Source organism: Psychroflexus sp. MES1-P1E (assembly GCF_002836055.1).
Taxonomy (GTDB): Bacteria; Bacteroidota; Bacteroidia; order Flavobacteriales; family Flavobacteriaceae; genus Psychroflexus.
Window position 1 is genome coordinate 1 of sequence record NZ_PJBS01000146.1, and the last position, 18,082, is coordinate 18,082.

Genomic DNA, 18,082 nt, shown 5'->3' on the forward strand with positions numbered 1-18,082 from the left:
GTCTATCGTTCTTAATAATACCTATCATCATGATCTGGTTTTTTAAAGGATATTACAGAGAAAAGTCATTCACAAGTATAATTGGTCGAGTTTTATTAATAATTCTAATCCTATTTTTTAGTTTTATCATTCTTATGATAGCTTCAGTAATTGGAGGTTTTGTTTTTGCAATGATAGGAGGATCAGAAGCCATGGACGCATTAGAATATCTTAAGCCGAAATAAAAACGAAACTTTCTATTTCAAAATTACAACCATCTCCACCTCTGGCTTCAGTTCAGTAGAATGCTAAAGAGGAATTTTAGACATACAAATTAATCAAACTTAGACTTATGGCAGATGGAAGTTTATCACATTTTAAAGCAACCTTGGCGAGAAAACAGGAACGCAATCAAAAACGGCAGGCGAGGTCCGATAGAAAATTAATGCACAATTCCTCTCGTTCAAAAACGGAATTTGATTTCCCCAAGTTATCAGAATCTGAGCTTAAAAAAGTAAAGGCAGATAGTCGAGCTAAAATGAAGTTGGAGAAGAAAAAACAGCTGACTAAGTTTCTAATAGTTATGAGTATTCTATCATCAATACTTTTATATGTGATTTTTAAATTCAGCTAATGACATTAACTAGTTAGACAAAGAAACTTCAATTCATATTTTTTAAACTAGAACAATACAAAAAAATGCCCCACCTGAGTTAAACGACAATCAACTCACTGAACATAAGAAAACGAAGAATACCAAAATCATGAATGTCTTATTGATTGGCTTTCTGGCAGGAATTGTCATTTTTGGTGTAGTTTCTGCGATAATTTCGAAAAATTTTGTGGTACTCATACCCTTACTTTTTCCTACATACTTTATTTATAGGTTAATTAATAAGTCAAAAAAATCAACCTGATTTAAGCTGTAAAATAATTTGTTTCAAGTTGTAAGTAACACTGTTAATCTACTTCAAGTACAAATAATCAGTTTTATAATCGATAACCGCCTTTCCTCTCTTGAGTATATCGGCTCCTATGATGCCATGAACTAGTTCAGCATCATGATCGCTTAGTGCTTTATTGACGTGAGAAAGATCGAATAAAATTAAATCGACTTTCTTTTTGGTCCACTTGCCAATGCTCACTTTGTTTCTGGTAGACGTCTTGGTAAGCATATTGGTCGCACCTGCCCCAGCAGCTCTGATATTACTATCTTCAGAAAATAAATTGAAATGCTCTGCATAACTAAAGTCGATACAAGAACTGGAAGCGCCAGTATCTATGATAAAGCTTCCTTCAACATCATTGATGAGGACTTTACATTCAAAATGATTAGTCTCAGTGCTATTCATTTTAAGTGCTTTATACTTCTTTTCTAGTAAAAATGATTTTAAGGAAGACATTTATAGAGTTTTCGGCAAATATAAAGTTTCGTTTTAAATAAATTTGCCCTTATGATAATTACAGATACACACACTCACTTATATTCTGAAGCTTTTGATGAAGACAGAGAAGAAATGATTCAAAGAGCACGAGATAATAATGTGAAGCGGTTTTTTATTCCTGCTATAGATTCAGGAACAACGCAAGCCATGTACGATTTAGAACATCGATATCCAGAGCAAATGTTTTTGATGATGGGATTACATCCGACCTCTGTCTCCGAAACCGTAGAAGAGGAGCTGACACATGTGGAAGAACAGCTCAAGAAAAGGAAATTCTACGCCATCGGTGAAATTGGTATAGACTTGTATTGGGATAAAAGTTTCTTAGAAGCCCAGAGAAAAGCCTTCAAGCGTCAAATTCAACTTGCTAAGTCTTATAAGCTTCCTATTGTGATTCACTGTAGGGAGGCTTTTGATGAGGTGTTTGAAGTCCTTGAAGAAGAGAAAGGAAAGGACTTGTACGGTATTTTTCATTGCTTTACAGGAACAAAAGCTCAAGCCGAACAAGCTATAGGTTACAAGATGAAATTGGGAATAGGGGGGGTGTCAACGTTTAAAAACGGTAAAATAGATCAGTTTTTAAATGAAATTGACTTAAAACATATTGTTCTGGAAACAGATTCACCTTACTTAGCGCCAAAGCCATATAGAGGGAAGCGAAATGAAAGTGCTTATGTGTTGAAAGTTGCGGAGAAATTAGCCGAACTTTATGACTTAAGTCTTGAGGATATTGCCAAGCAAACCACAGAAAACTCAAAAGAGGTCTTCGGAATTTAATAGAACATCAGTTATGTCTAAAATCTTACTCGTTTATACAGGTGGTACAATTGGGATGGTAAAAGATCCTGAAACTGGAGTCCTTGCGGCTTTCAATTTTGATGAGCTTTTATCTAATATTCCCGAGTTGAAATTATTGGAACACGATATCAGTACGGTAAGTTTTGATGACCCTGTGGATTCTTCAGATATGGATATAACAGATTATGTAAAGTTGGCGGAGTTGATAGAAATCAATTTTGAAGACTACGACGGATTTGTCGTTTTGCACGGAAGCGACACCATGTCTTATTCTGCCTCTGTCATTTCTTTTATGTTCGAGAACTTAAAAAAACCCATTATTTTCACAGGATCTCAACTTCCTATAGGAGACTTGCGTACAGATGCAAAAGAAAATTTAATCACTAGCATACAGCTAGCTGGTCTTAAAGAGCAGGGGAAAACCGTTATTAAAGAAGTTGGACTTTACTTTGAATATAAACTTTACAGAGCTAACAGAACGACTAAGGTGAATGCAGAGCATTTTGAAGCATTCGCGTCTTCAAATTTTCCTCCTATTGCAGAATCGGGTGTTAATCTCAAGATCAGCTATGATAAATTGATCAAGCCCAATATGAGAAAGAAAATGATAGTTCATAAGCTCTTAAATGATAATATTCTCATATTGAAACTATTTCCTGGAATTAATTATGAAACTTTAAGTCATATTTTTAACATTCCGCATCTTGAGGGGATTGTTTTGGAAACTTTTGGGAGTGGAAATGCAAAAACAGATCCATGGTTTATGGAGCTTTTAAAGTCGGTTATAGATCGAGGAGTGAAAGTTGTAAATGTGACTCAGTGTGTCGGGGGATCAGTAATAATGGGCAAATACGCTACGAGTACAGGTTTAAAAAATCTAGGAGTTATAAGTGGGGGGGACATTACCACAGAGGCAGCTGTCGGGAAAATGATGTATCTTTTATCCAAAAAATTAGGGCCTAAAGTATTTAAAACTATATTTGAAACTTCACTGCGTGGAGAAATGAATTAAAAATTAACGCTCATTTCTACTTGTAAAACTATTTTTTTTTATTTATTTGCTATTCATTACTATAAGTTCATTTTAAAACTAGAGAGGTGACCGAGCGGTCGAAGGTGTACGCTTGGAAAGCGTATGTTCCGATTGTATCGGAACCGAGGGTTCGAATCCCTTCCTCTCTGCTATTCATATAAATTAAAACACTTAAACACTAATTATTAATTCTAAGACAGACAACAATGAAAAGATTATTTTCAATTTTAGCCATTTTGGCAATCATGGCAGTTGGTAACACAACTTTAACTGCAGCAAACACTTCTGGCGTTTTTACAGAAGCTGCTGTCAATTTCGCTCAAGACGATGCGAGTGCTTCCGAAGAAAGTTCTGAAGAAAGTGTAGGATTCCATCAAGAATTAAAAAACCGTTTCATTGAAGGTGGACCTGGATTTATGGGTATTGTTCTTCTTTGTCTTATTCTTGGATTAGCGATCGCTTTTGAAAGAATTATTTACCTAAACTTAGCGACAACTAATTCTAAAAAGCTTGCTCAAAGTGTTGAGGATGCTATGAAGAGTAGTGGTGTAGAAGCTGCAAAAGAAATCTGTAGAAATACAAGTGGTCCTGTAGCGTCAATCTATTACCAAGGTCTAGATAGAATGCATGAAGGTGTTGAGGCTTCTGAAAAAGCTGTAGTTGCTTATGGTGGAGTTCAAATGGGACAACTAGAGAAAAACGTATCTTGGGTATCCCTATTTATAGCTTTAGCACCAATGCTTGGTTTTATGGGTACTGTAATTGGTATGATTCAAGCTTTTGACAAAATTGAAGCAGCTGGTGATATGCAACCTTCTTTAGTGGCAGGTGGTATTAAAGTCGCCCTTTTAACAACTGTGTTTGGTCTAGTTGTAGCTATTATTCTTCAAGTATTTTATAATTATATCATTGCTAAAATTGATAGTATTGTGAATGATATGGAAGATGCTTCAATTACACTTATTGACATTTTAGTTGCACATAAAAATAAATAATCAATATGAACAAAATATTTAATATCATAAAAATCGTTTTTGGTGTTGTGGGGGCTATCCTTTTTATAAGGATCCTCAACGCTGGTGACGATGCGATAGAAGCGGATGCAGCCTTGCAATCTAGTGTTTTGACTCCGTTTATGTGGGTGTCCTACTTTATTTTAGGGGTGACCGTATTATCTGTTCTTTTCTTTGCGATTAAAGCTCTTTTCACAGGGAATATCAAAAAAACGCTGTTTTCATTAGGTGGATTTATCTTAATTATAGTTATTTCCTATGTCGTTTCTAACGGAACTGAAACAGCTTTAAGGGACGGTGGCGTTTTATCTGAGAATGGATCTAGATGGGTAAGTGCTGGATTAGTAGCCTTTTACATACTTGCAGCATTGGCAGTACTAGCTATGTTTTTATCTAGTGTGAAAAAAATCATAACCAAATAATTATGGCAAAAAGAGCAGCACCAGAGGTAAACGCTGGATCCATGGCGGATATAGCTTTCCTTTTGCTTATCTTTTTCTTAGTCACAACTACTATAGAAACTGATAGCGGAATTACAAGGAAATTACCTCCTATAGATGATGAACAAGAAGAGCCACCAATATTGAAGCAACGTAATATTTTTGTTGTTTTAGTGAATTCTAATGGAGGTTTATTTGTTGAAGACGAGATTATGGAGTTTAAGAATCTTAGACAAGCCACTATTGATTTTCTTGATAATGGTGGAGGACTAGGTGACGAAGCTTGCGATTATTGCCAAGGTCCTGGAATTACTAGTTCCTCGGATAATCCTATAAAAGCTGTCGTTTCATTACAGAATGACAGGAAAACTCAATACGGAAGATATATAGCGGTCCAAAATGAACTTGTGGCCGCCTATAACGTCTTAAGAGATAGGGAGGCGAATAGGTTATACAACATCGATTTTACAGAAATGGAAGATGCTTACAACGATCCAGAATTTCAAGGGGATAAGGATAAGTTGAAGGAAAAAATTGGTGTCATAAAAAACTTATTTCCACAGAAATTATCTGAAGCAGAACCTATCTAAAACAGAACCTAAACGATAAAAATTTGAGTACTTATGTCAAAATTTAAAAAGAAAGATGATGGAGGAACTCCAGCAATTTCAACTGCATCTTTACCGGATATTGTTTTCATGCTTTTGTTCTTTTTTATGGTGGTTACTGTAATGAGAGACAATTCTCTTAAGGTTCAAAATATTTTACCTTTCGCAGACCAAGTTGAAAAATTGGATAAGAAAAATCTGATTATGTATATCTACGCAGGGAAACCTTCACCAAGATACCAAGAGACCTTTGGTACAGAAGCCAGAATACAATTGAATGATAAATACGCAAGTATTAATGATGTACAACAATTTATTAAAGAGGAACGACAATCTAAGCGTGAAGAATTACGTGATAAGTTGACTACCGCTTTGAAAGTTGATAAAGAAACTAATATGGGGTTAGTATCAGACATTAAACAAGAGTTGCGCAAAGCAGAAGCTTTAAAAATTAATTATACTACTAAACAAGGTGAAGCGGGACTTAATTTAGATTAAGCAGTCGATCTTACCAAACTAAAAAAGGCATTTCTAACTAAGAAATGCCTTTTTTAGTTTATAAACTAGCTTATCTTTCCTCCATATTAGTCATTTATGAAATTTATAGGATTCTTACTCCTTCTCCTTTCTGTCTCTTCACTTTTTGCTCAAGATAAGCTTGAGTGGTTAAAAGAAAATAAAAATGACTCGCTCTACAGAGAGGATCAGTTTTACTTTGGGTTTAGCTTCAATTTCTTGACAGAATTACCTTTAGATGTTGATCAATCCGGATTTTCCGGAGGTCTCATGTTCGGTTATATCCGAGACATGCCCATTAATAAACGTCGTAATCTGTCTATTGGCTTAGGGCTTGGTTTTAATCTAAATACATTTGGTCAATCTCTTCAAGTTAATTCTAAGGTTGGCCAAGATATATTTCTTCCCATAAATCAAGATCGCAACTACGATGTCAACCGGTTTACGACCAATCTTGTTGAAGTTCCCTTAGAGTTGAGGTGGAGATCTTCAGATATAGATAAGTATGCTTTTTGGAGAGTTTATCTCGGTGTCCAAGTTGGCTATGTATTTCGTTTTAAATCTACTTTCGAGTCTGTTGAAGAACAATTTACGGTTACAGATGTTAACGCTCTTAATTCCATTAGAACGAGCGCTAAACTCACTTTTGGATACGGTGCCATCAACTTCTTTGTAAACATGAGTCTCATTCCCGTATTTGAAGGTGAAGTTGAGTCAACAGGAGAGCGCGTGAGTATAACCCCTATAAAAGCAGGTCTCGTATTTTTCTTTCTTTAGTTATATCCAATAACTAAAGAAATACAATTGGGGTAAAAACCCTGCTATAATTCCTATGAAAATCTCTGGGACAGTATGTGCGTTTTGAAGTAATCGAGACGAACTTACAATGCCTAAGAATAAAGTAAAGAACACGATTGATAACAACATACTTATATGAAAAGATAAACTCAACCCAATAATGAAACAGGTTAATCCACTTATTCCTAAAGCATGAAGGCTTATTTTTACTTTAAACATACTCAAGAGTAACGAAATAATTCCAGAAAATAAGATGCCTGAGAAAAAATAAAATAGAGTTCTATAGTTGTAGACATCTATAATTCTGTTGAGCAGCACTAAGATAAGAAGTATAAAAAGCATTAAAAATAGCCGCCTTTCTTTGACTTTAGAAAGTTCATAATCTGAAATGAGTTTTAAATTCTTAGATATAAACAGAAAAACTACAGGTAAAAAAATGGTAAGAATGGAAATGGCAAGTAGTTTTGCCATGATGATTTGGTTATCTAAGTAATTTGGAATAGCATAAAAGTAATACAAGCACCCGAGTAATGGCATCCAGAGTGGATGACCAAGAATGGTTACTGCTTTAGAAAATCGCCTTAGTGATTTCATATTTCCTTACGAAGTCTGGCTACAGGTAAATCCAATTGTTCTCTATATTTAGCGATAGTTCGTCGAGCTATAGGATAGCCTTTTTCTTTTAAAATCTGAGCCAATTTAGCATCGGTATGTGGTTTCTTTTTGTCTTCTGCATCAATAGTCATTTCTAAGATCTTTTTAATTTCCCTAGTGGATACTTCTTCTCCTTCTTCGTTTGTCATTGATTCTGAAAAGAAACTTTTAATCAAAAAAGTTCCATAAGGGGTTTCCACATATTTGCTATTAGCCACTCGAGAAATAGTGCTGATGTCCATATTGATTTTCTCAGCGATATCTTTTAGAATCATCGGCTTCAAGCTCCTTTCATCACCAGATAAAAAATAGTCTTTTTGATGAATCATAATAGAATACATGGTAGAGTACAAGGTGTCTTGTCTTTGTTTTATAGCATCGATAAACCACTTTGCAGAATCTAGTTTTTGTTTGATGAAAAAAACTGTTTCTTTTTGTTCTTTGGTTTTTTTAATAGATTCTTTGTATCCCTTCAGCATATTAGAATAATCACGAGAAATATGCATTTCTGGAGCATTTCTGCCATTCAAGGTCAGTTCCAGCTCTCCATCTTTTATGTGAATGGCAAAGTCAGGAATTACATGTTCTACCGTTCTACTATTTCCAGAAAAAGAAGCGCCAGGTTTTGGGTTGAGATGTTCAATTTCTTCAATAGCTTTTTTGAGTTTTTTTTCGGAGATGGAAAATTTTTGAATGAGCTTTTCATAATGCTTTTTACTGAACTTATCAAAGGTTTCATCCACGATTCTATAGGCAAGGTCTACGCTCTCTGTCTTATTTTTTCTGTGGAGTTGAATCAATAAAGATTCTCTCAAGTCTCTAGCTCCAACCCCAGCTGGGTCTAGAGATTGAACTATTTTTAGGACCTTTTCTACGGTTTCTTCGTCGGTATAAATATTCTGAGTAAAAGCCAAATCGTCTACAATATCTATAAGGGAACGCCTTATATATCCACTATCATCGACACTGCCGACTAGAAAAAAGGCTATTTCTTCCTGATCTTCTCTAAAACTGAAGGTTTGCAACTGTGTCTTAAGAAACTGAGAAAAGGAAGTGCCAGAGGCATAAGGAACTTGTTTATCTTCGTCATCGGCACTGTAATTATTGGCCTTTAATTTATAACTAGGAACTTCATCGTCACTTAAATAATCATCTACATCAAAGTCTGTCTCAATAATATCCCTTTCCTCTTCGGCAGTTTCATTACTGAATTCATCTTCAAATTCGTCCTTTTCCTTACCTGCATCCAAGGCAGGATTTTCTTCATATTCCTGCTTTACTCTTTGCTCAAAAGCCATGGTAGGTAGCTGTATCAGCTTCATCAACTGGATTTGTTGAGGAGACAGCTTTTGTGATAACTTTAAATTTAGGCCTTGTTTAAGCATTATAGTATATTCTTTTTTTTTTTATTCGGTGGAGAACCCTTATCAAAATCAGGTTGGGTTATCACATTTCAAATCTAAAAGATTACAAACTTCTATTTATAAATTTAACGAATTTATGTGGTACTTCTGTTTCGAAACTTAAACTTTTATCAGTTTTAGGATGACGGAGCTCAAGAGAGGAAGCGTGCAGCATTAGTTTATTAGATAGCGTTAGGGAACCATAAGTTTTATCTCCAACTATTGGGTGACCAATTTTTGAAAGGTGTATTCTCAGCTGATGAGTCCTCCCGGAGCTTGGCTTTAAGCTCAGTAAACTGAACTTTTCTTGGCTTATTTTAAACATCTTTTCAACGCTATAGTTGGTAGAACTTTGTTTTCCATCAATATCTAGACTTATGATATCACTAAGGCCATCAAAGTGTCCTTCTACAATAGCTAAGTAGATTTTATGAACTTTATTATGCTCAAATAAAACTGACAGATAGGATTTTGATGAAAGCGTTTTAGCAATAATCAATAGGCCAGATGTCGGATTATCGAGTCTATGAACAGGCTGTGGATAGGGGAGTTTATCTCTTTCTGAAGAGGTCTTTAGATTATAGGTTAAGGCATTTTCAATGGTTTTAAAATAATTCCCATTGGTAGGATATCCTTCAGGCTTATTTACAACAGCCATAGAGTCATCCTCAAAAATAACTTTAAGTTGTAAGGGGAAAATTTTCTTTTTATGAAGAAGTTCTTCAGCAAACAACTCCAGAACTTGGCCCTCTTCTATCCAATCTGATGTTTCAGCAACCCGACCATCAAGAAAGAGGAGACCCTTCTTAATGGCCTTTTTTAAAGCGCTTTTAGTTTTAATTGAAACAAACACAGTAAATCCATAGTCCTGAAGCCTTATCTGTTTTCCTAGGGCTAAGACGTGATGACTTTCAATGCAATTTCCTGGTTTAAAATTCTGCATTTTGTGGGCTTCTAGGGTAAGGAATGACATCCCTTATGTTCGACATTCCTGTAGCAAACAACACAAGGCGTTCAAAGCCTAATCCAAAGCCAGAGTGAACACAAGTTCCAAATTTTCTGGTGTCTAAATACCACCACAACTCTTTTTCATCTATTCCAATTTCTCGCATTTTAGAAAGCAAAACATCGTAGCGCTCTTCTCTTTGTGAACCTCCTGCAATTTCGCCAATACCGGGAAAAAGAACATCCATGGCTCTCACGGTTTTGCCATCGTCATTCAGTCGCATGTAAAAGGCTTTGATATCAGCGGGGTAATCATAAATCACTACAGGACATTCAAAATGTTTCTCTACGAGATAGCGTTCGTGTTCACTTTGTAAATCTGCCCCCCATTCTTTAATGATATAATTGAATTTTTTCTTTTTGTTAGGTTTCGAATTTCTTAAGATATCAATAGCCTCTGTATAGGAAACTCTTTTGAAATTATTTTTGAGGACAAAATCTATTTTTTCACGCAGAGGCATCGGTGATCTGTCTTTCTCTGGTTTAGATTTTTCCTCTTCAAGAAGTCTATCTTCTAAAAATTCTAAATCTGACTTACAATGCTCTGTGATATATTTCAAGACATGTTGAATGAAATCTTCGGCTAAATCTATATTGCCTTCTAAATCACAAAAGGCTACTTCTGGTTCAATCATCCAGAATTCCGCTAGGTGTCTAGTCGTATTGGAATTTTCTGCTCTAAAGGTGGGTCCAAAGGTGTATACTTTACCTAAGCCCATAGCGTAAGTCTCAGCTTCCAATTGGCCGCTAACCGTTAAATTAGTTTCTTTTCCAAAAAAATCTTGGGAATAATCAATTTTGCCATCTTTAGTTTTTGGTGGGTCTTTTAAGTCTAAGTTGGTGACTTTAAACATTTCTCCCGCTCCCTCAGCATCACTACCAGTAACGATAGGCGTGTTCACATAAAAGAAACCGTTATCATTAAAGTATTGGTGAACAGCAAAAGATAATTTGGATCGCACTCTCATTATCGCACCAAACGTATTTGTTCTTACTCTTAAATGTGCTTGCTCTCTTAATTTTTCAAAAGAGTGCTTTTTAGGTTGAAGAATAGTTTTCTTCACTTCTTCTGGATGGGCTTCTCCAAGAATGGTGATGGATTTCACTTCCAATTCTACACTCTGTCCTTTTCCCTCACTTTCTTTTAAAGTACCAGAAACAGAAATCGCAGCACCTGTTGTTACTTTCCTTAAAACGTCGTCATCGGTATTTTTAAAATCTACGACGCATTGTAAGTTTTCTAAACAAGACCCGTCGTTTAAAGCGATAAACCGATTACTCCTAAAGGCCCTCACCCAACCATTAACTTTATATTCCTGTAGAACTTGATCGCTTTCGAGAAGCTCAACTACTTTTTTAATTATCATTTCATTTATTTTAAGAGAGAGGCAAATATAATTTTTTCCCTAAGGCTTTACAATACCTTTCTCTAAATAGATGAAGAGTCTTAAATTGTACTCATTTTAGAATCTAGTGGTAATTATGCTTAAGAGCGTGTTGATTTTCATGAAAGCTTCATATCTTTGTTTAAAACCATTCTAAATAAATGTTAACGATTGCTAGTTTAAAAAAAGGACAGAAAGCTATCATTGGTGAGATGACTTCTAAGGATATACCACTCAAGCTTTTAGAAATGGGATGTTTGCCAGGAAATCATGTTGAATTGATACAAATTGCTCCCTTTAAAGACCCACTTTACCTTAATATTAATGATACTTTTTTATCCATTAGAAGAGAAACAGCAAAGCTGATTCATATTGAACTTATTCCCGATGAGTAAACAAATAAATGTCGCTCTAGTTGGAAATCCCAACACAGGTAAAACTTCGGTATTTAATAACTTGACAGGTCTCAACCAAAAGGTTGGGAACTATCCTGGCATTACTGTGGAGAAGAAAGAAGCGGTTGTAAAACTCTCCAGAAACCTGAAAGCTCATATTTTAGACCTTCCAGGAACCTACAGTCTTAATGCAACTTCTTTAGATGAAAATGTGGTCATTGAATTACTGTTGAATAAAAATGATAAAGATTACCCTGATGTTGTTGTCGTTGTAAGTGATATTGAAAATTTAAAGCGAAACCTGTTATTGTTTACCCAAATCAAGGATTTAGGTTTGCCTACCATCTTAGCTATTAATATGGCAGATCGTATGGATAGAAAAGGTATTCAACTAGATGTGGGTTTATTAGAAAAACGACTGAAGACCAAAGTTAATCTTATAAGTGCCCGAAAAAATAAAGGGTTTACAGAGCTTAAGCAATCTATAATGGATCATCAAAAGCTATCTGTAAATCCATGTTTAGAGGTTTCAAAAATAGATAAGCAGTACTTTGAATCTTTAAAAAAAGCTTATCCTAAACAAGATTTGTATAAATTATGGTTGGTGATTACTCAAGATGTCAATTTTGGTAAAACCAATAGGAATAGGATGACATCACAAAATGGATTTCAACCAAAATCAGATTCAGAAATTAAACGCCTTCAGCAAAAGGAAACTATAAAGCGGTATCAATTTATCAATGAAACCTTAAAAGAAACCTTGACGAAGGATTTAGCTTTAGCAAAAGGCTTAAGAGCATCTATAGATAAGCTTTTGATTCATAAATTCTGGGGTTATGTGATTTTCTTAGCTATTCTTTTTTTGATTTTCCAGACTATTTATGACTGGTCGACTTATCCTATGGATTTCATTGACGAAAGTTTCTTGGCGATGAGCGAATACGTAAAAGATGTTTTCCCTTTGGGAATGCTTTCAGACCTAATTTCTGAAGGAATCATACCAGGAATAGGAGGGGTCGTTATTTTTGTTCCACAAATTGCCTTTTTGTTTTTGTTCATTTCTATTTTGGAAGAAACCGGTTATATGAGTAGAGTCGTCTTTTTGATGGATAGAATCATGCGAAAATTTGGGATGAGCGGGAAGAGTATTGTCCCTCTAGTCTCCGGAACGGCGTGTGCTATACCAGCGGTCATGGCTGCTAGAAATATAGAAAGTTGGAAAGAAAGGCTAGTGACTATACTAGTTGTGCCTTTTACGACTTGTTCGGCGAGGCTTCCTGTATATCTTATCATTATAGGGTTGGTAATTCCAGACGAACGCTGGCTTGGAGTGTTTAATTATCAAGGAATTACCTTGATGCTTTTGTATCTGCTTGGGTTTGTAACTGCCATTGGCTCTGGCTGGTTAGCTAGTAAAATGCTAAAAATTGAATTTAAGTCTTACTTCGTTGTGGAGATGCCGGATTATAAGATGCCTATCTTTAAAAATGTGTTTTATACGGTGATCGAAAAAACTAAATCTTTTGTTTTTGGAGCCGGAAAAATTATTCTTGCTATTTCTATTGTTTTATGGGTTTTGGCAAGTTATGGCCCTACGGATGATTTTGATAACGCTAAATCTATCGTTACTGCATCCTTAGATGTGACAGAGCTATCCCAAGAAGAAATAAATACTGAAATCTCATCCTATAAGCTCAAGAATTCTTATATTGGTTATGCAGGTAGAGCTATAGAACCAGCTGTTATTCCTTTAGGTTACGATTGGAAAATAGGAATAGCGATCATCAGTTCTTTTGCAGCTCGCGAAGTATTTGTAGGCACCTTAGCGACGATTTATAGTGTTGAAAATGATGATGAGCAAACCATAAAAAGCAGATTGGCAGCAGAGACCAATCCAGTTTTAGGAGGTCCATTATTTACCTTTGCAAGTGGAATTAGCCTTTTGCTATTTTATGCTTTTGCAATGCAGTGTATGAGTACATTAGCTATTGTAAGGAAAGAAACTGGAACTTGGAAGTGGCCGATGATACAGTTATTTGGAATGTCAGGATTTGCTTATGTGGTTGCTTTAATAGCTTTTCAAATTTTAAAATAATAGATCGATGTTACAAGAAATTCTAGTTCTTCTTATTTTTATGACAGCCATAGCTTTTTTGATTAAGAAATTCTTTTTCAAATCTAAAACGGCCTCGTCCTCCTGTGGTTCTGGAGATTGTGGTTGTAAAGACTAGCCTTGTTTGAAGGTATAAACAGTTTTTGGAGTAATGCAATAATCTAAAGCCATATCAAAATCTTCGACCTCTAAAATACTCTCCTCTGGAGGAAAAAAAGAGAGACCTACTTTGATGACGTTTTTTTTACAGCTCGATAAAAACCTATCATAGAATCCTTTTCCGTAACCAACTCTGTTCCCTAAAGTATCATATCCAAGTAAAGGAACAAAGACAAGATCCAGTTGTTGAGGATCTATTTTAATTCCGTTCACAGGTTCTGGAATCTTCCATTGGTTAAGTTTTAGTTTAGTGGTATCTGTCAATAAATAATGTTGAAGATCTTTACCTTTCATTTTCGGGATGACCACATTGGCGTCTTTTCCAAAGATAATTTGAAGTATATATTCTGTATTGATTTCCTTTTGGTTTTCAATAGCTAGAAAAATATGGTAGAATTCAAAATTCCAAATGTCGAGTTTTAAACTTTGGTTGGCCATTTGAAGGCTTAGCTCATCAATTTGGTCTAAGGACATATTCCGTCTTAACGCTTTATACTTTTGTCTTATACTGCTCTTATCCATCTGTGTCCTCTTTGGAAATATGAAAAATCGCATCACCTTGATAAACGATTGGGGATTGGTTAGAATTAATTATATAACCTGTGTTGCTAGCATTTACCTTATGCCTAAAACTTCCATATGGATCTGTAATAGTGGCTACAAATTCTCCTCGTTGTACGTATTTTCCAATAGGAATCTTGATGTGAAGAAGTCCGCTATATTTGGCTCTCATCCAATAGGTGCTGGAAATAAATTTTGTTGGCTCTAGAGGATCCTCAGCATTAAAATCAGATTTTAGCATGTCAAAATGTTTCATGATTCGCTTTAAACCATCTACACCATATTTTGAAATGCGTTTGCTGCTATCTTGAGATTTACCCCCCTCGAAGAGAAGAATGGTCTTGCCCTGTTTGAGACAAGTACTCCTGTAAGAATTCTTGATAGTGGAAGAGTAAACCGTAAACGGAGCATTGAAAACTTTTGCTAGATCCTCAGAGGCTTTGTCGGTTTTTTCTACACGAATTTGTGCAGCATTAAAACGACTAGCACCACCTGTGTGAAAATCGATGCAGTGATCTGCAATAGGTAGAATTTCAGTCGCAAATTGATAAGCAAATCTACTTGCTAAAGCTCCTTTTTTGGATCCAGGGAACATTCTATTAAGGTCTCTTCCATCTGGAAATTCCCGTTTCATATTCAAAAATCCAAAGACATTGAGAACGGGGACACAAATAACCGTTCCTCGGGTAGGCTTGTGAATGCCTTTAGCTATAAATTGCCTTACCGTCTCTACTCCGTTAATCTCATCGCCATGAATTCCAGCGGTCACCAAAAGGATAGGGCCTGGTTTTTTTGCCCGTTCTATGATTACAGGAACCTCTACTGAAGTTGTTGTATATAGTTTTGCAGTATTAAAATTGATACGTGCCTTTTCTCCTGGAAATACTTTTCTCTCTAAGATGTGAAGAACGTTTTTAGAATCGATGTGTGGCATTACACATTTTTTTCAATAAACTGGATGATAGTCCTAGCGATGTCTTTCCCCGTTGCTTTTTCAATACCTTCGAGACCAGGCGAAGAATTCACTTCCAAAATTAGAGGACCTCTAGAACTTTGTAATAAATCAACTCCGGCCACTCCTAGGCGCATAGCTTTAGCTGCTTTTATTGCTGCAATTTCTTCTTCGTCTGTAAGTTCAATGACTTCAGCAGAACCTCCTTGGTGAAGGTTTGAACGGAATTCTCCTTCTTTCCCCTGTCTTTTCATAGCACCAACAACATGGCCGTCCACCACAAATACTCGTATGTCTGCCCCTTTAGCTTCTTTGATGAACTCTTGAACAATCACTCTAGCCTGAAGACCATTAAATGCTTCAATAACAGATTTGGCTGCGTTTTTAGTTTCGGCCAAGACCACGCCTAATCCTTGTGTGCCTTCTAGAAGCTTAATAACCAAGGGAGTGCCCCCAACTTGTTGAATTACACCATTTACATCTCTAGAATAGTTGGTGAAGACTGTTTTTGGAAGGCCTATTTTTGCTCTCGATAAAACTTGTAAGCTTCTTAATTTATCTCTACTTCTCACCAAGGCTTCAGAATCTATAGTGCTAAAAGCTCCCATCATTTCAAACTGTCTCACAACGGCAGTTCCATAGAAGGTAACCGAAGCTCCAATTCTTGGGATAATAGCATCGGTGTCCAGAATGTATTCTCCTTTATAATATATGTTTGGATTGCGCTTTTCAATGACCAAATCACATTTTAAAGGATCTATAACCTGAACGTCATGTTTTCTTTTTTCGGCAGCTTCTACAAGTCTTTTTGTAGAATATAAATTTGGATTTCTCGATAAAATTTTAATGTTCATGCTGAAAATTATTATAGGATACATTCTTTAATTCTGGGTCGACTATAAATTTTTTGTTCAAGAATTTACGCCCCAAAAGTACGGGATGTTTCATCTCTTTTCTATTGCTCAAAGAAAGTGAAATTTTATAAACTTTTCCAAAAATTTCGATGTTAGACTTTATTTCATATCTTTTTTGAGCAATTCCATTACTGCTTTTCACTCTTATTTTATTGTAATTACTGAAAATTAAAGGCTTATGGTTGTATTTTGAATGCTCTTTATCTAAAAAGAGACAATGCAGACCATCTTCTTTTTCCTCCATATTTTCGCAATGAATGGAAGAGGTGTAGGCACCAGTATCCACTTTTATAGAGATGTCTTTTAAATTTAAGTTAGGAAAATTAGCCTTGTCCAATCTTCCAATGATTTTTTTCTTCATGATATTGCAAATTACAAAAATGAAATTCAATATAATTTTAAGACTTAAATATCATTATATTTACTAAAAATTCAACCCATGTCCACTGAAGATTTTTACGAAAATATAAGAAAATCAACAAAACTTAATCATTTCGCCAACTTAGTCACCCTTGCTGCCATAGATGGAGAAATAAAGCCAACTGAGGAAAAGTTGTTAAAGCGTTTTTCAAAGAAATTTGATGTGTCTGAAGAGAACTATGAAAAAATACTCGATAATTCAGCCTCATTTCCAGTGTTTGCTATCAATTCTAAAACCCAAAGGCTAGAATATTTATTTGATCTGATTAGAATAATTTATGTGGATAGTATGATGGATGAAGCTGAGGAATTTTTAATCATCAAATATGCTGTAGGTCTTGGCTACTCTGAAGATCTGGCACGAAGCATTGTAAACAAGTCCAAAAAGCTTTTTGAAGGAAACTTTTCATTCGATTTTTATAAGTATTTTATAGAATCTGAAGATTAAGCCCCAGCTTCTTTTGCCTCTTTAGGATGAGCTGCTTTCATAAAGTCTTCTGCTTTATCAACCATTTTTTTACTTCCGCAGAAAAAAGGAACACGTTCGTGTAGCTCTGTGGGTTGGATATCAAGGATTCTTTGGAAACCATCGGAGGCCTTTCCACTCGCTTGTTCAGCAATAAAAGCCATAGGATTGCACTCATAAAGCAACCTTAGTTTTCCTTTTTCTGCACTCGAGCTTTTAGGATACATGTAGATGCCTCCTTTTATCATATTTCTGTGGAAGTCAGACACTAGGGACCCTATATATCTAGAGGTGTAAGGATCTCCATCGCGTTGCTCCTGGCAGTATTTTATGTAGTCTTTGACCCCTTGTGGAAAATGGAGATAATTCCCTTCATTGATGGAATAAATATTTCCATCCTCTGGATACTTCATGTCAGGATGAGAAAGATAATAAGTTCCAATAGCTGGGTTAAGCGTAAATCCATTTACGCCGTGACCTGTGGTGTAAACCAGCATTGTTGAGGTGCCGTAAATGATGTAGCCCGCGGCAACTTGTTGATTTCCTGGTTGGAGGAAATCCTCCATTCCTACAGGCTGGCCTATAGGTGTAATACGTCTATAAATTGAAAATATAGTTCCCACCGAGACATTCACGTCTATATTGGAACTACCATCAAGTGGATCCATCAAGACCACATATTTGTTCTTATGATCTTTATTGTTGCCATGTACGGTTATAAAACTATCATTCTCTTCTGAAGCAATTCCACAAACAATCTCTCTATTAATGAGGGTTTGAATAAAGGTCTCGTTAGCATAAACATCTAATTTTTTCTGATCTTCACCTTGAATATTCTGACTGCCATAGTCGCCGACGATATCTACTAAACCGGCTTTATTTACCTCATGGTTAACCACTTTAGCGGCTAATCTGATAGAATTAATGAGTCTAGATAGCTCTCCAGATGTATATTTAAAGGATTCTTGATTTTCAATAATAAACTCTCCGAGAGTTTGATTGGTATTTTTCATAGCGAAAACGTT

General features: G+C 35.6%; 21 protein-coding genes, 1 tRNA gene and 1 pseudogene. 13 read left to right on the plus strand and 10 right to left on the minus strand.

Annotated features, from left to right (window positions below; genetic code table 11):
* Both CXF67_RS04215 and CXF67_RS04220 read left to right on the plus strand, forming a co-directional pair.
* A pseudogene (locus CXF67_RS04215) lies at nucleotides 1–224 on the plus strand (DUF3667 domain-containing protein); the annotation flags it as partial.
* Between the two features lie 107 nt (nucleotides 225–331).
* The gene (locus CXF67_RS04220) at nucleotides 332–613 is read left to right on the plus strand and encodes a hypothetical protein (protein WP_102087600.1); all 282 of its coding nucleotides are present in this window, start codon (nucleotides 332–334) and stop codon (nucleotides 611–613) included.
* Nucleotides 614–944: 331 nt separating this feature from the next.
* On the opposite strand, the gene CXF67_RS04230 is transcribed toward CXF67_RS04220, so the two are convergent.
* The gene (locus CXF67_RS04230; RefSeq protein WP_102087602.1) at nucleotides 945–1,382 is read right to left on the minus strand and encodes a retropepsin-like aspartic protease; all 438 of its coding nucleotides are present in this window, start codon (nucleotides 1,380–1,382) and stop codon (nucleotides 945–947) included.
* Nucleotides 1,383–1,433: 51 nt separating this feature from the next.
* On the opposite strand from CXF67_RS04230, the gene CXF67_RS04235 reads away from it, so the two are divergent.
* The 8 genes from CXF67_RS04235 to CXF67_RS04270 all read left to right on the plus strand — a co-directional run bounded on the left by CXF67_RS04235 (nucleotide 1,434) and on the right by CXF67_RS04270 (nucleotide 6,609).
* A complete protein-coding gene (locus CXF67_RS04235; protein WP_102087603.1) occupies nucleotides 1,434–2,201 on the plus strand; it encodes a TatD family hydrolase in 768 nt (255 codons plus the stop codon).
* A gap of 13 nt (nucleotides 2,202–2,214) precedes the next feature.
* Nucleotides 2,215–3,234, plus strand: a complete 1,020-nt coding sequence (locus tag CXF67_RS04240; protein WP_102087604.1) for an asparaginase — start codon at nucleotides 2,215–2,217, stop codon at nucleotides 3,232–3,234.
* Nucleotides 3,235–3,314: 80 nt separating this feature from the next.
* Nucleotides 3,315–3,404, plus strand: a tRNA-Ser gene (locus CXF67_RS04245).
* A 57-nt stretch (nucleotides 3,405–3,461) separates the two neighbouring features.
* The gene (locus tag CXF67_RS04250) at nucleotides 3,462–4,250 is read left to right on the plus strand and encodes a MotA/TolQ/ExbB proton channel family protein (RefSeq protein WP_102087605.1); all 789 of its coding nucleotides are present in this window, start codon (nucleotides 3,462–3,464) and stop codon (nucleotides 4,248–4,250) included.
* Between the two features lie 5 nt (nucleotides 4,251–4,255).
* The gene (locus CXF67_RS04255; protein WP_102087606.1) at nucleotides 4,256–4,690 is read left to right on the plus strand and encodes a hypothetical protein; all 435 of its coding nucleotides are present in this window, start codon (nucleotides 4,256–4,258) and stop codon (nucleotides 4,688–4,690) included.
* Between the two features lie 2 nt (nucleotides 4,691–4,692).
* Nucleotides 4,693–5,298, plus strand: coding sequence for an ExbD/TolR family protein (locus CXF67_RS04260; protein ID WP_102087607.1), 606 nt, complete (start codon nucleotides 4,693–4,695; stop codon nucleotides 5,296–5,298).
* 33 nt (nucleotides 5,299–5,331) lie between these two features.
* Nucleotides 5,332–5,814, plus strand: a complete 483-nt coding sequence (locus tag CXF67_RS04265) for an ExbD/TolR family protein (RefSeq protein ID WP_102087608.1) — start codon at nucleotides 5,332–5,334, stop codon at nucleotides 5,812–5,814.
* A 96-nt stretch (nucleotides 5,815–5,910) separates the two neighbouring features.
* Nucleotides 5,911–6,609: a porin family protein gene (locus CXF67_RS04270; protein ID WP_102087609.1), complete on the plus strand. Its 699-nt coding sequence runs from the start codon at nucleotides 5,911–5,913 to the stop codon at nucleotides 6,607–6,609.
* Here the strand turns inward: CXF67_RS04270 and CXF67_RS04275 are convergent, their stop codons facing one another.
* The 4 genes from CXF67_RS04275 to asnS all read right to left on the minus strand — a co-directional run bounded on the left by CXF67_RS04275 (nucleotide 6,610) and on the right by asnS (nucleotide 11,059).
* A complete protein-coding gene (locus CXF67_RS04275; protein WP_102087610.1) occupies nucleotides 6,610–7,224 on the minus strand; it encodes a hypothetical protein in 615 nt (204 codons plus the stop codon). It abuts the gene before it with no gap.
* The gene (rpoN, locus tag CXF67_RS04280; RefSeq protein ID WP_102087611.1) at nucleotides 7,221–8,669 is read right to left on the minus strand and encodes an RNA polymerase factor sigma-54; all 1,449 of its coding nucleotides are present in this window, start codon (nucleotides 8,667–8,669) and stop codon (nucleotides 7,221–7,223) included. The genes CXF67_RS04275 and rpoN overlap by 4 nt, the downstream gene beginning before the upstream one ends.
* Before the next feature lie 82 nt (nucleotides 8,670–8,751).
* Nucleotides 8,752–9,630: an RluA family pseudouridine synthase gene (locus CXF67_RS04285; protein WP_102087612.1), complete on the minus strand. Its 879-nt coding sequence runs from the start codon at nucleotides 9,628–9,630 to the stop codon at nucleotides 8,752–8,754.
* On the minus strand, nucleotides 9,617–11,059 hold the full coding sequence (gene asnS / locus CXF67_RS04290) for an asparagine--tRNA ligase (RefSeq protein WP_102087613.1): 1,443 nt from the start codon (nucleotides 11,057–11,059) through the stop codon (nucleotides 9,617–9,619). Before asnS ends, CXF67_RS04285 begins: the two co-directional genes overlap by 14 nt.
* 179 nt (nucleotides 11,060–11,238) lie before the next feature.
* On the opposite strand from asnS, the gene CXF67_RS04295 reads away from it, so the two are divergent.
* Nucleotides 11,239–11,472 carry a FeoA family protein gene (locus CXF67_RS04295; RefSeq protein ID WP_102087614.1) on the plus strand — a complete coding sequence of 78 codons (234 nt, stop codon included), beginning with the start codon at nucleotides 11,239–11,241 and terminating at the stop codon, nucleotides 11,470–11,472.
* On the plus strand, nucleotides 11,465–13,567 hold the full coding sequence (gene feoB / locus CXF67_RS04300; RefSeq protein ID WP_102087615.1) for a ferrous iron transport protein B: 2,103 nt from the start codon (nucleotides 11,465–11,467) through the stop codon (nucleotides 13,565–13,567). The genes CXF67_RS04295 and feoB overlap by 8 nt, the downstream gene beginning before the upstream one ends.
* A 132-nt stretch (nucleotides 13,568–13,699) precedes the next feature.
* On the opposite strand, the gene CXF67_RS04310 is transcribed toward feoB, so the two are convergent.
* From CXF67_RS04310 to CXF67_RS04325, 4 genes are read right to left on the minus strand one after another with little or no spacing between them, the layout of a single operon-like run.
* Nucleotides 13,700–14,266, minus strand: a complete 567-nt coding sequence (locus CXF67_RS04310; RefSeq protein ID WP_102087617.1) for a 5-formyltetrahydrofolate cyclo-ligase — start codon at nucleotides 14,264–14,266, stop codon at nucleotides 13,700–13,702.
* Nucleotides 14,259–15,239, minus strand: a complete 981-nt coding sequence (locus tag CXF67_RS04315; RefSeq protein ID WP_102087618.1) for a succinylglutamate desuccinylase/aspartoacylase family protein — start codon at nucleotides 15,237–15,239, stop codon at nucleotides 14,259–14,261. The genes CXF67_RS04310 and CXF67_RS04315 overlap by 8 nt, the downstream gene beginning before the upstream one ends.
* Complete coding sequence (gene rimK / locus CXF67_RS04320; protein ID WP_102087619.1) at nucleotides 15,239–16,111, minus strand: 30S ribosomal protein S6--L-glutamate ligase; 873 nt, start codon at nucleotides 16,109–16,111, stop codon at nucleotides 15,239–15,241. The genes CXF67_RS04315 and rimK overlap by 1 nt, the downstream gene beginning before the upstream one ends.
* Nucleotides 16,101–16,532 (minus strand): ATP-dependent zinc protease family protein, encoded by a 432-nt coding sequence (locus tag CXF67_RS04325; RefSeq protein WP_102087620.1) that lies wholly within the window; start codon nucleotides 16,530–16,532, stop codon nucleotides 16,101–16,103. Before CXF67_RS04325 ends, rimK begins: the two co-directional genes overlap by 11 nt.
* 78 nt (nucleotides 16,533–16,610) lie before the next feature.
* Here CXF67_RS04325 and CXF67_RS04330 point away from each other — a divergent pair, with 78 nt between their 5' ends.
* Complete coding sequence (locus tag CXF67_RS04330) at nucleotides 16,611–17,039, plus strand: tellurite resistance TerB family protein (protein WP_102087621.1); 429 nt, start codon at nucleotides 16,611–16,613, stop codon at nucleotides 17,037–17,039.
* On the opposite strand, the gene fbp is transcribed toward CXF67_RS04330, so the two are convergent.
* Nucleotides 17,036–18,070, minus strand: coding sequence for a class 1 fructose-bisphosphatase (gene fbp / locus CXF67_RS04335; protein WP_102087622.1), 1,035 nt, complete (start codon nucleotides 18,068–18,070; stop codon nucleotides 17,036–17,038). The genes CXF67_RS04330 and fbp overlap by 4 nt on opposite strands.
* Nucleotides 18,071–18,082 lie beyond the last annotated feature (12 nt).

Bases quoted from the DNA above. Each gene is read 5' to 3' on its own strand.
- CXF67_RS04220 (WP_102087600.1), top strand. From the start codon at position 332: ATGGCAGATGGAAGTTTATCACATTTTAAAGCAACCTTGGCGAGAAAA.
- CXF67_RS04230 (WP_102087602.1), bottom strand. From the start codon at position 1,382: ATGTCTTCCTTAAAATCATTTTTACTAGAAAAGAAGTATAAAGCACTT.
- CXF67_RS04235 (WP_102087603.1), top strand. From the start codon at position 1,434: ATGATAATTACAGATACACACACTCACTTATATTCTGAAGCTTTTGAT.
- CXF67_RS04240 (WP_102087604.1), top strand. From the start codon at position 2,215: ATGTCTAAAATCTTACTCGTTTATACAGGTGGTACAATTGGGATGGTA.
- CXF67_RS04250 (WP_102087605.1), top strand. From the start codon at position 3,462: ATGAAAAGATTATTTTCAATTTTAGCCATTTTGGCAATCATGGCAGTT.
- CXF67_RS04255 (WP_102087606.1), top strand. From the start codon at position 4,256: ATGAACAAAATATTTAATATCATAAAAATCGTTTTTGGTGTTGTGGGG.
- CXF67_RS04260 (WP_102087607.1), top strand. From the start codon at position 4,693: ATGGCAAAAAGAGCAGCACCAGAGGTAAACGCTGGATCCATGGCGGAT.
- CXF67_RS04265 (WP_102087608.1), top strand. From the start codon at position 5,332: ATGTCAAAATTTAAAAAGAAAGATGATGGAGGAACTCCAGCAATTTCA.
- CXF67_RS04270 (WP_102087609.1), top strand. From the start codon at position 5,911: ATGAAATTTATAGGATTCTTACTCCTTCTCCTTTCTGTCTCTTCACTT.
- CXF67_RS04275 (WP_102087610.1), bottom strand. From the start codon at position 7,224: ATGAAATCACTAAGGCGATTTTCTAAAGCAGTAACCATTCTTGGTCAT.
- rpoN (WP_102087611.1), bottom strand. From the start codon at position 8,669: ATGCTTAAACAAGGCCTAAATTTAAAGTTATCACAAAAGCTGTCTCCT.
- CXF67_RS04285 (WP_102087612.1), bottom strand. From the start codon at position 9,630: ATGCAGAATTTTAAACCAGGAAATTGCATTGAAAGTCATCACGTCTTA.
- asnS (WP_102087613.1), bottom strand. From the start codon at position 11,059: ATGATAATTAAAAAAGTAGTTGAGCTTCTCGAAAGCGATCAAGTTCTA.
- CXF67_RS04295 (WP_102087614.1), top strand. From the start codon at position 11,239: ATGTTAACGATTGCTAGTTTAAAAAAAGGACAGAAAGCTATCATTGGT.
- feoB (WP_102087615.1), top strand. From the start codon at position 11,465: ATGAGTAAACAAATAAATGTCGCTCTAGTTGGAAATCCCAACACAGGT.
- CXF67_RS04310 (WP_102087617.1), bottom strand. From the start codon at position 14,266: ATGGATAAGAGCAGTATAAGACAAAAGTATAAAGCGTTAAGACGGAAT.
- CXF67_RS04315 (WP_102087618.1), bottom strand. From the start codon at position 15,239: ATGCCACACATCGATTCTAAAAACGTTCTTCACATCTTAGAGAGAAAA.
- rimK (WP_102087619.1), bottom strand. From the start codon at position 16,111: ATGAACATTAAAATTTTATCGAGAAATCCAAATTTATATTCTACAAAA.
- CXF67_RS04325 (WP_102087620.1), bottom strand. From the start codon at position 16,532: ATGAAGAAAAAAATCATTGGAAGATTGGACAAGGCTAATTTTCCTAAC.
- CXF67_RS04330 (WP_102087621.1), top strand. From the start codon at position 16,611: ATGTCCACTGAAGATTTTTACGAAAATATAAGAAAATCAACAAAACTT.
- fbp (WP_102087622.1), bottom strand. From the start codon at position 18,070: ATGAAAAATACCAATCAAACTCTCGGAGAGTTTATTATTGAAAATCAA.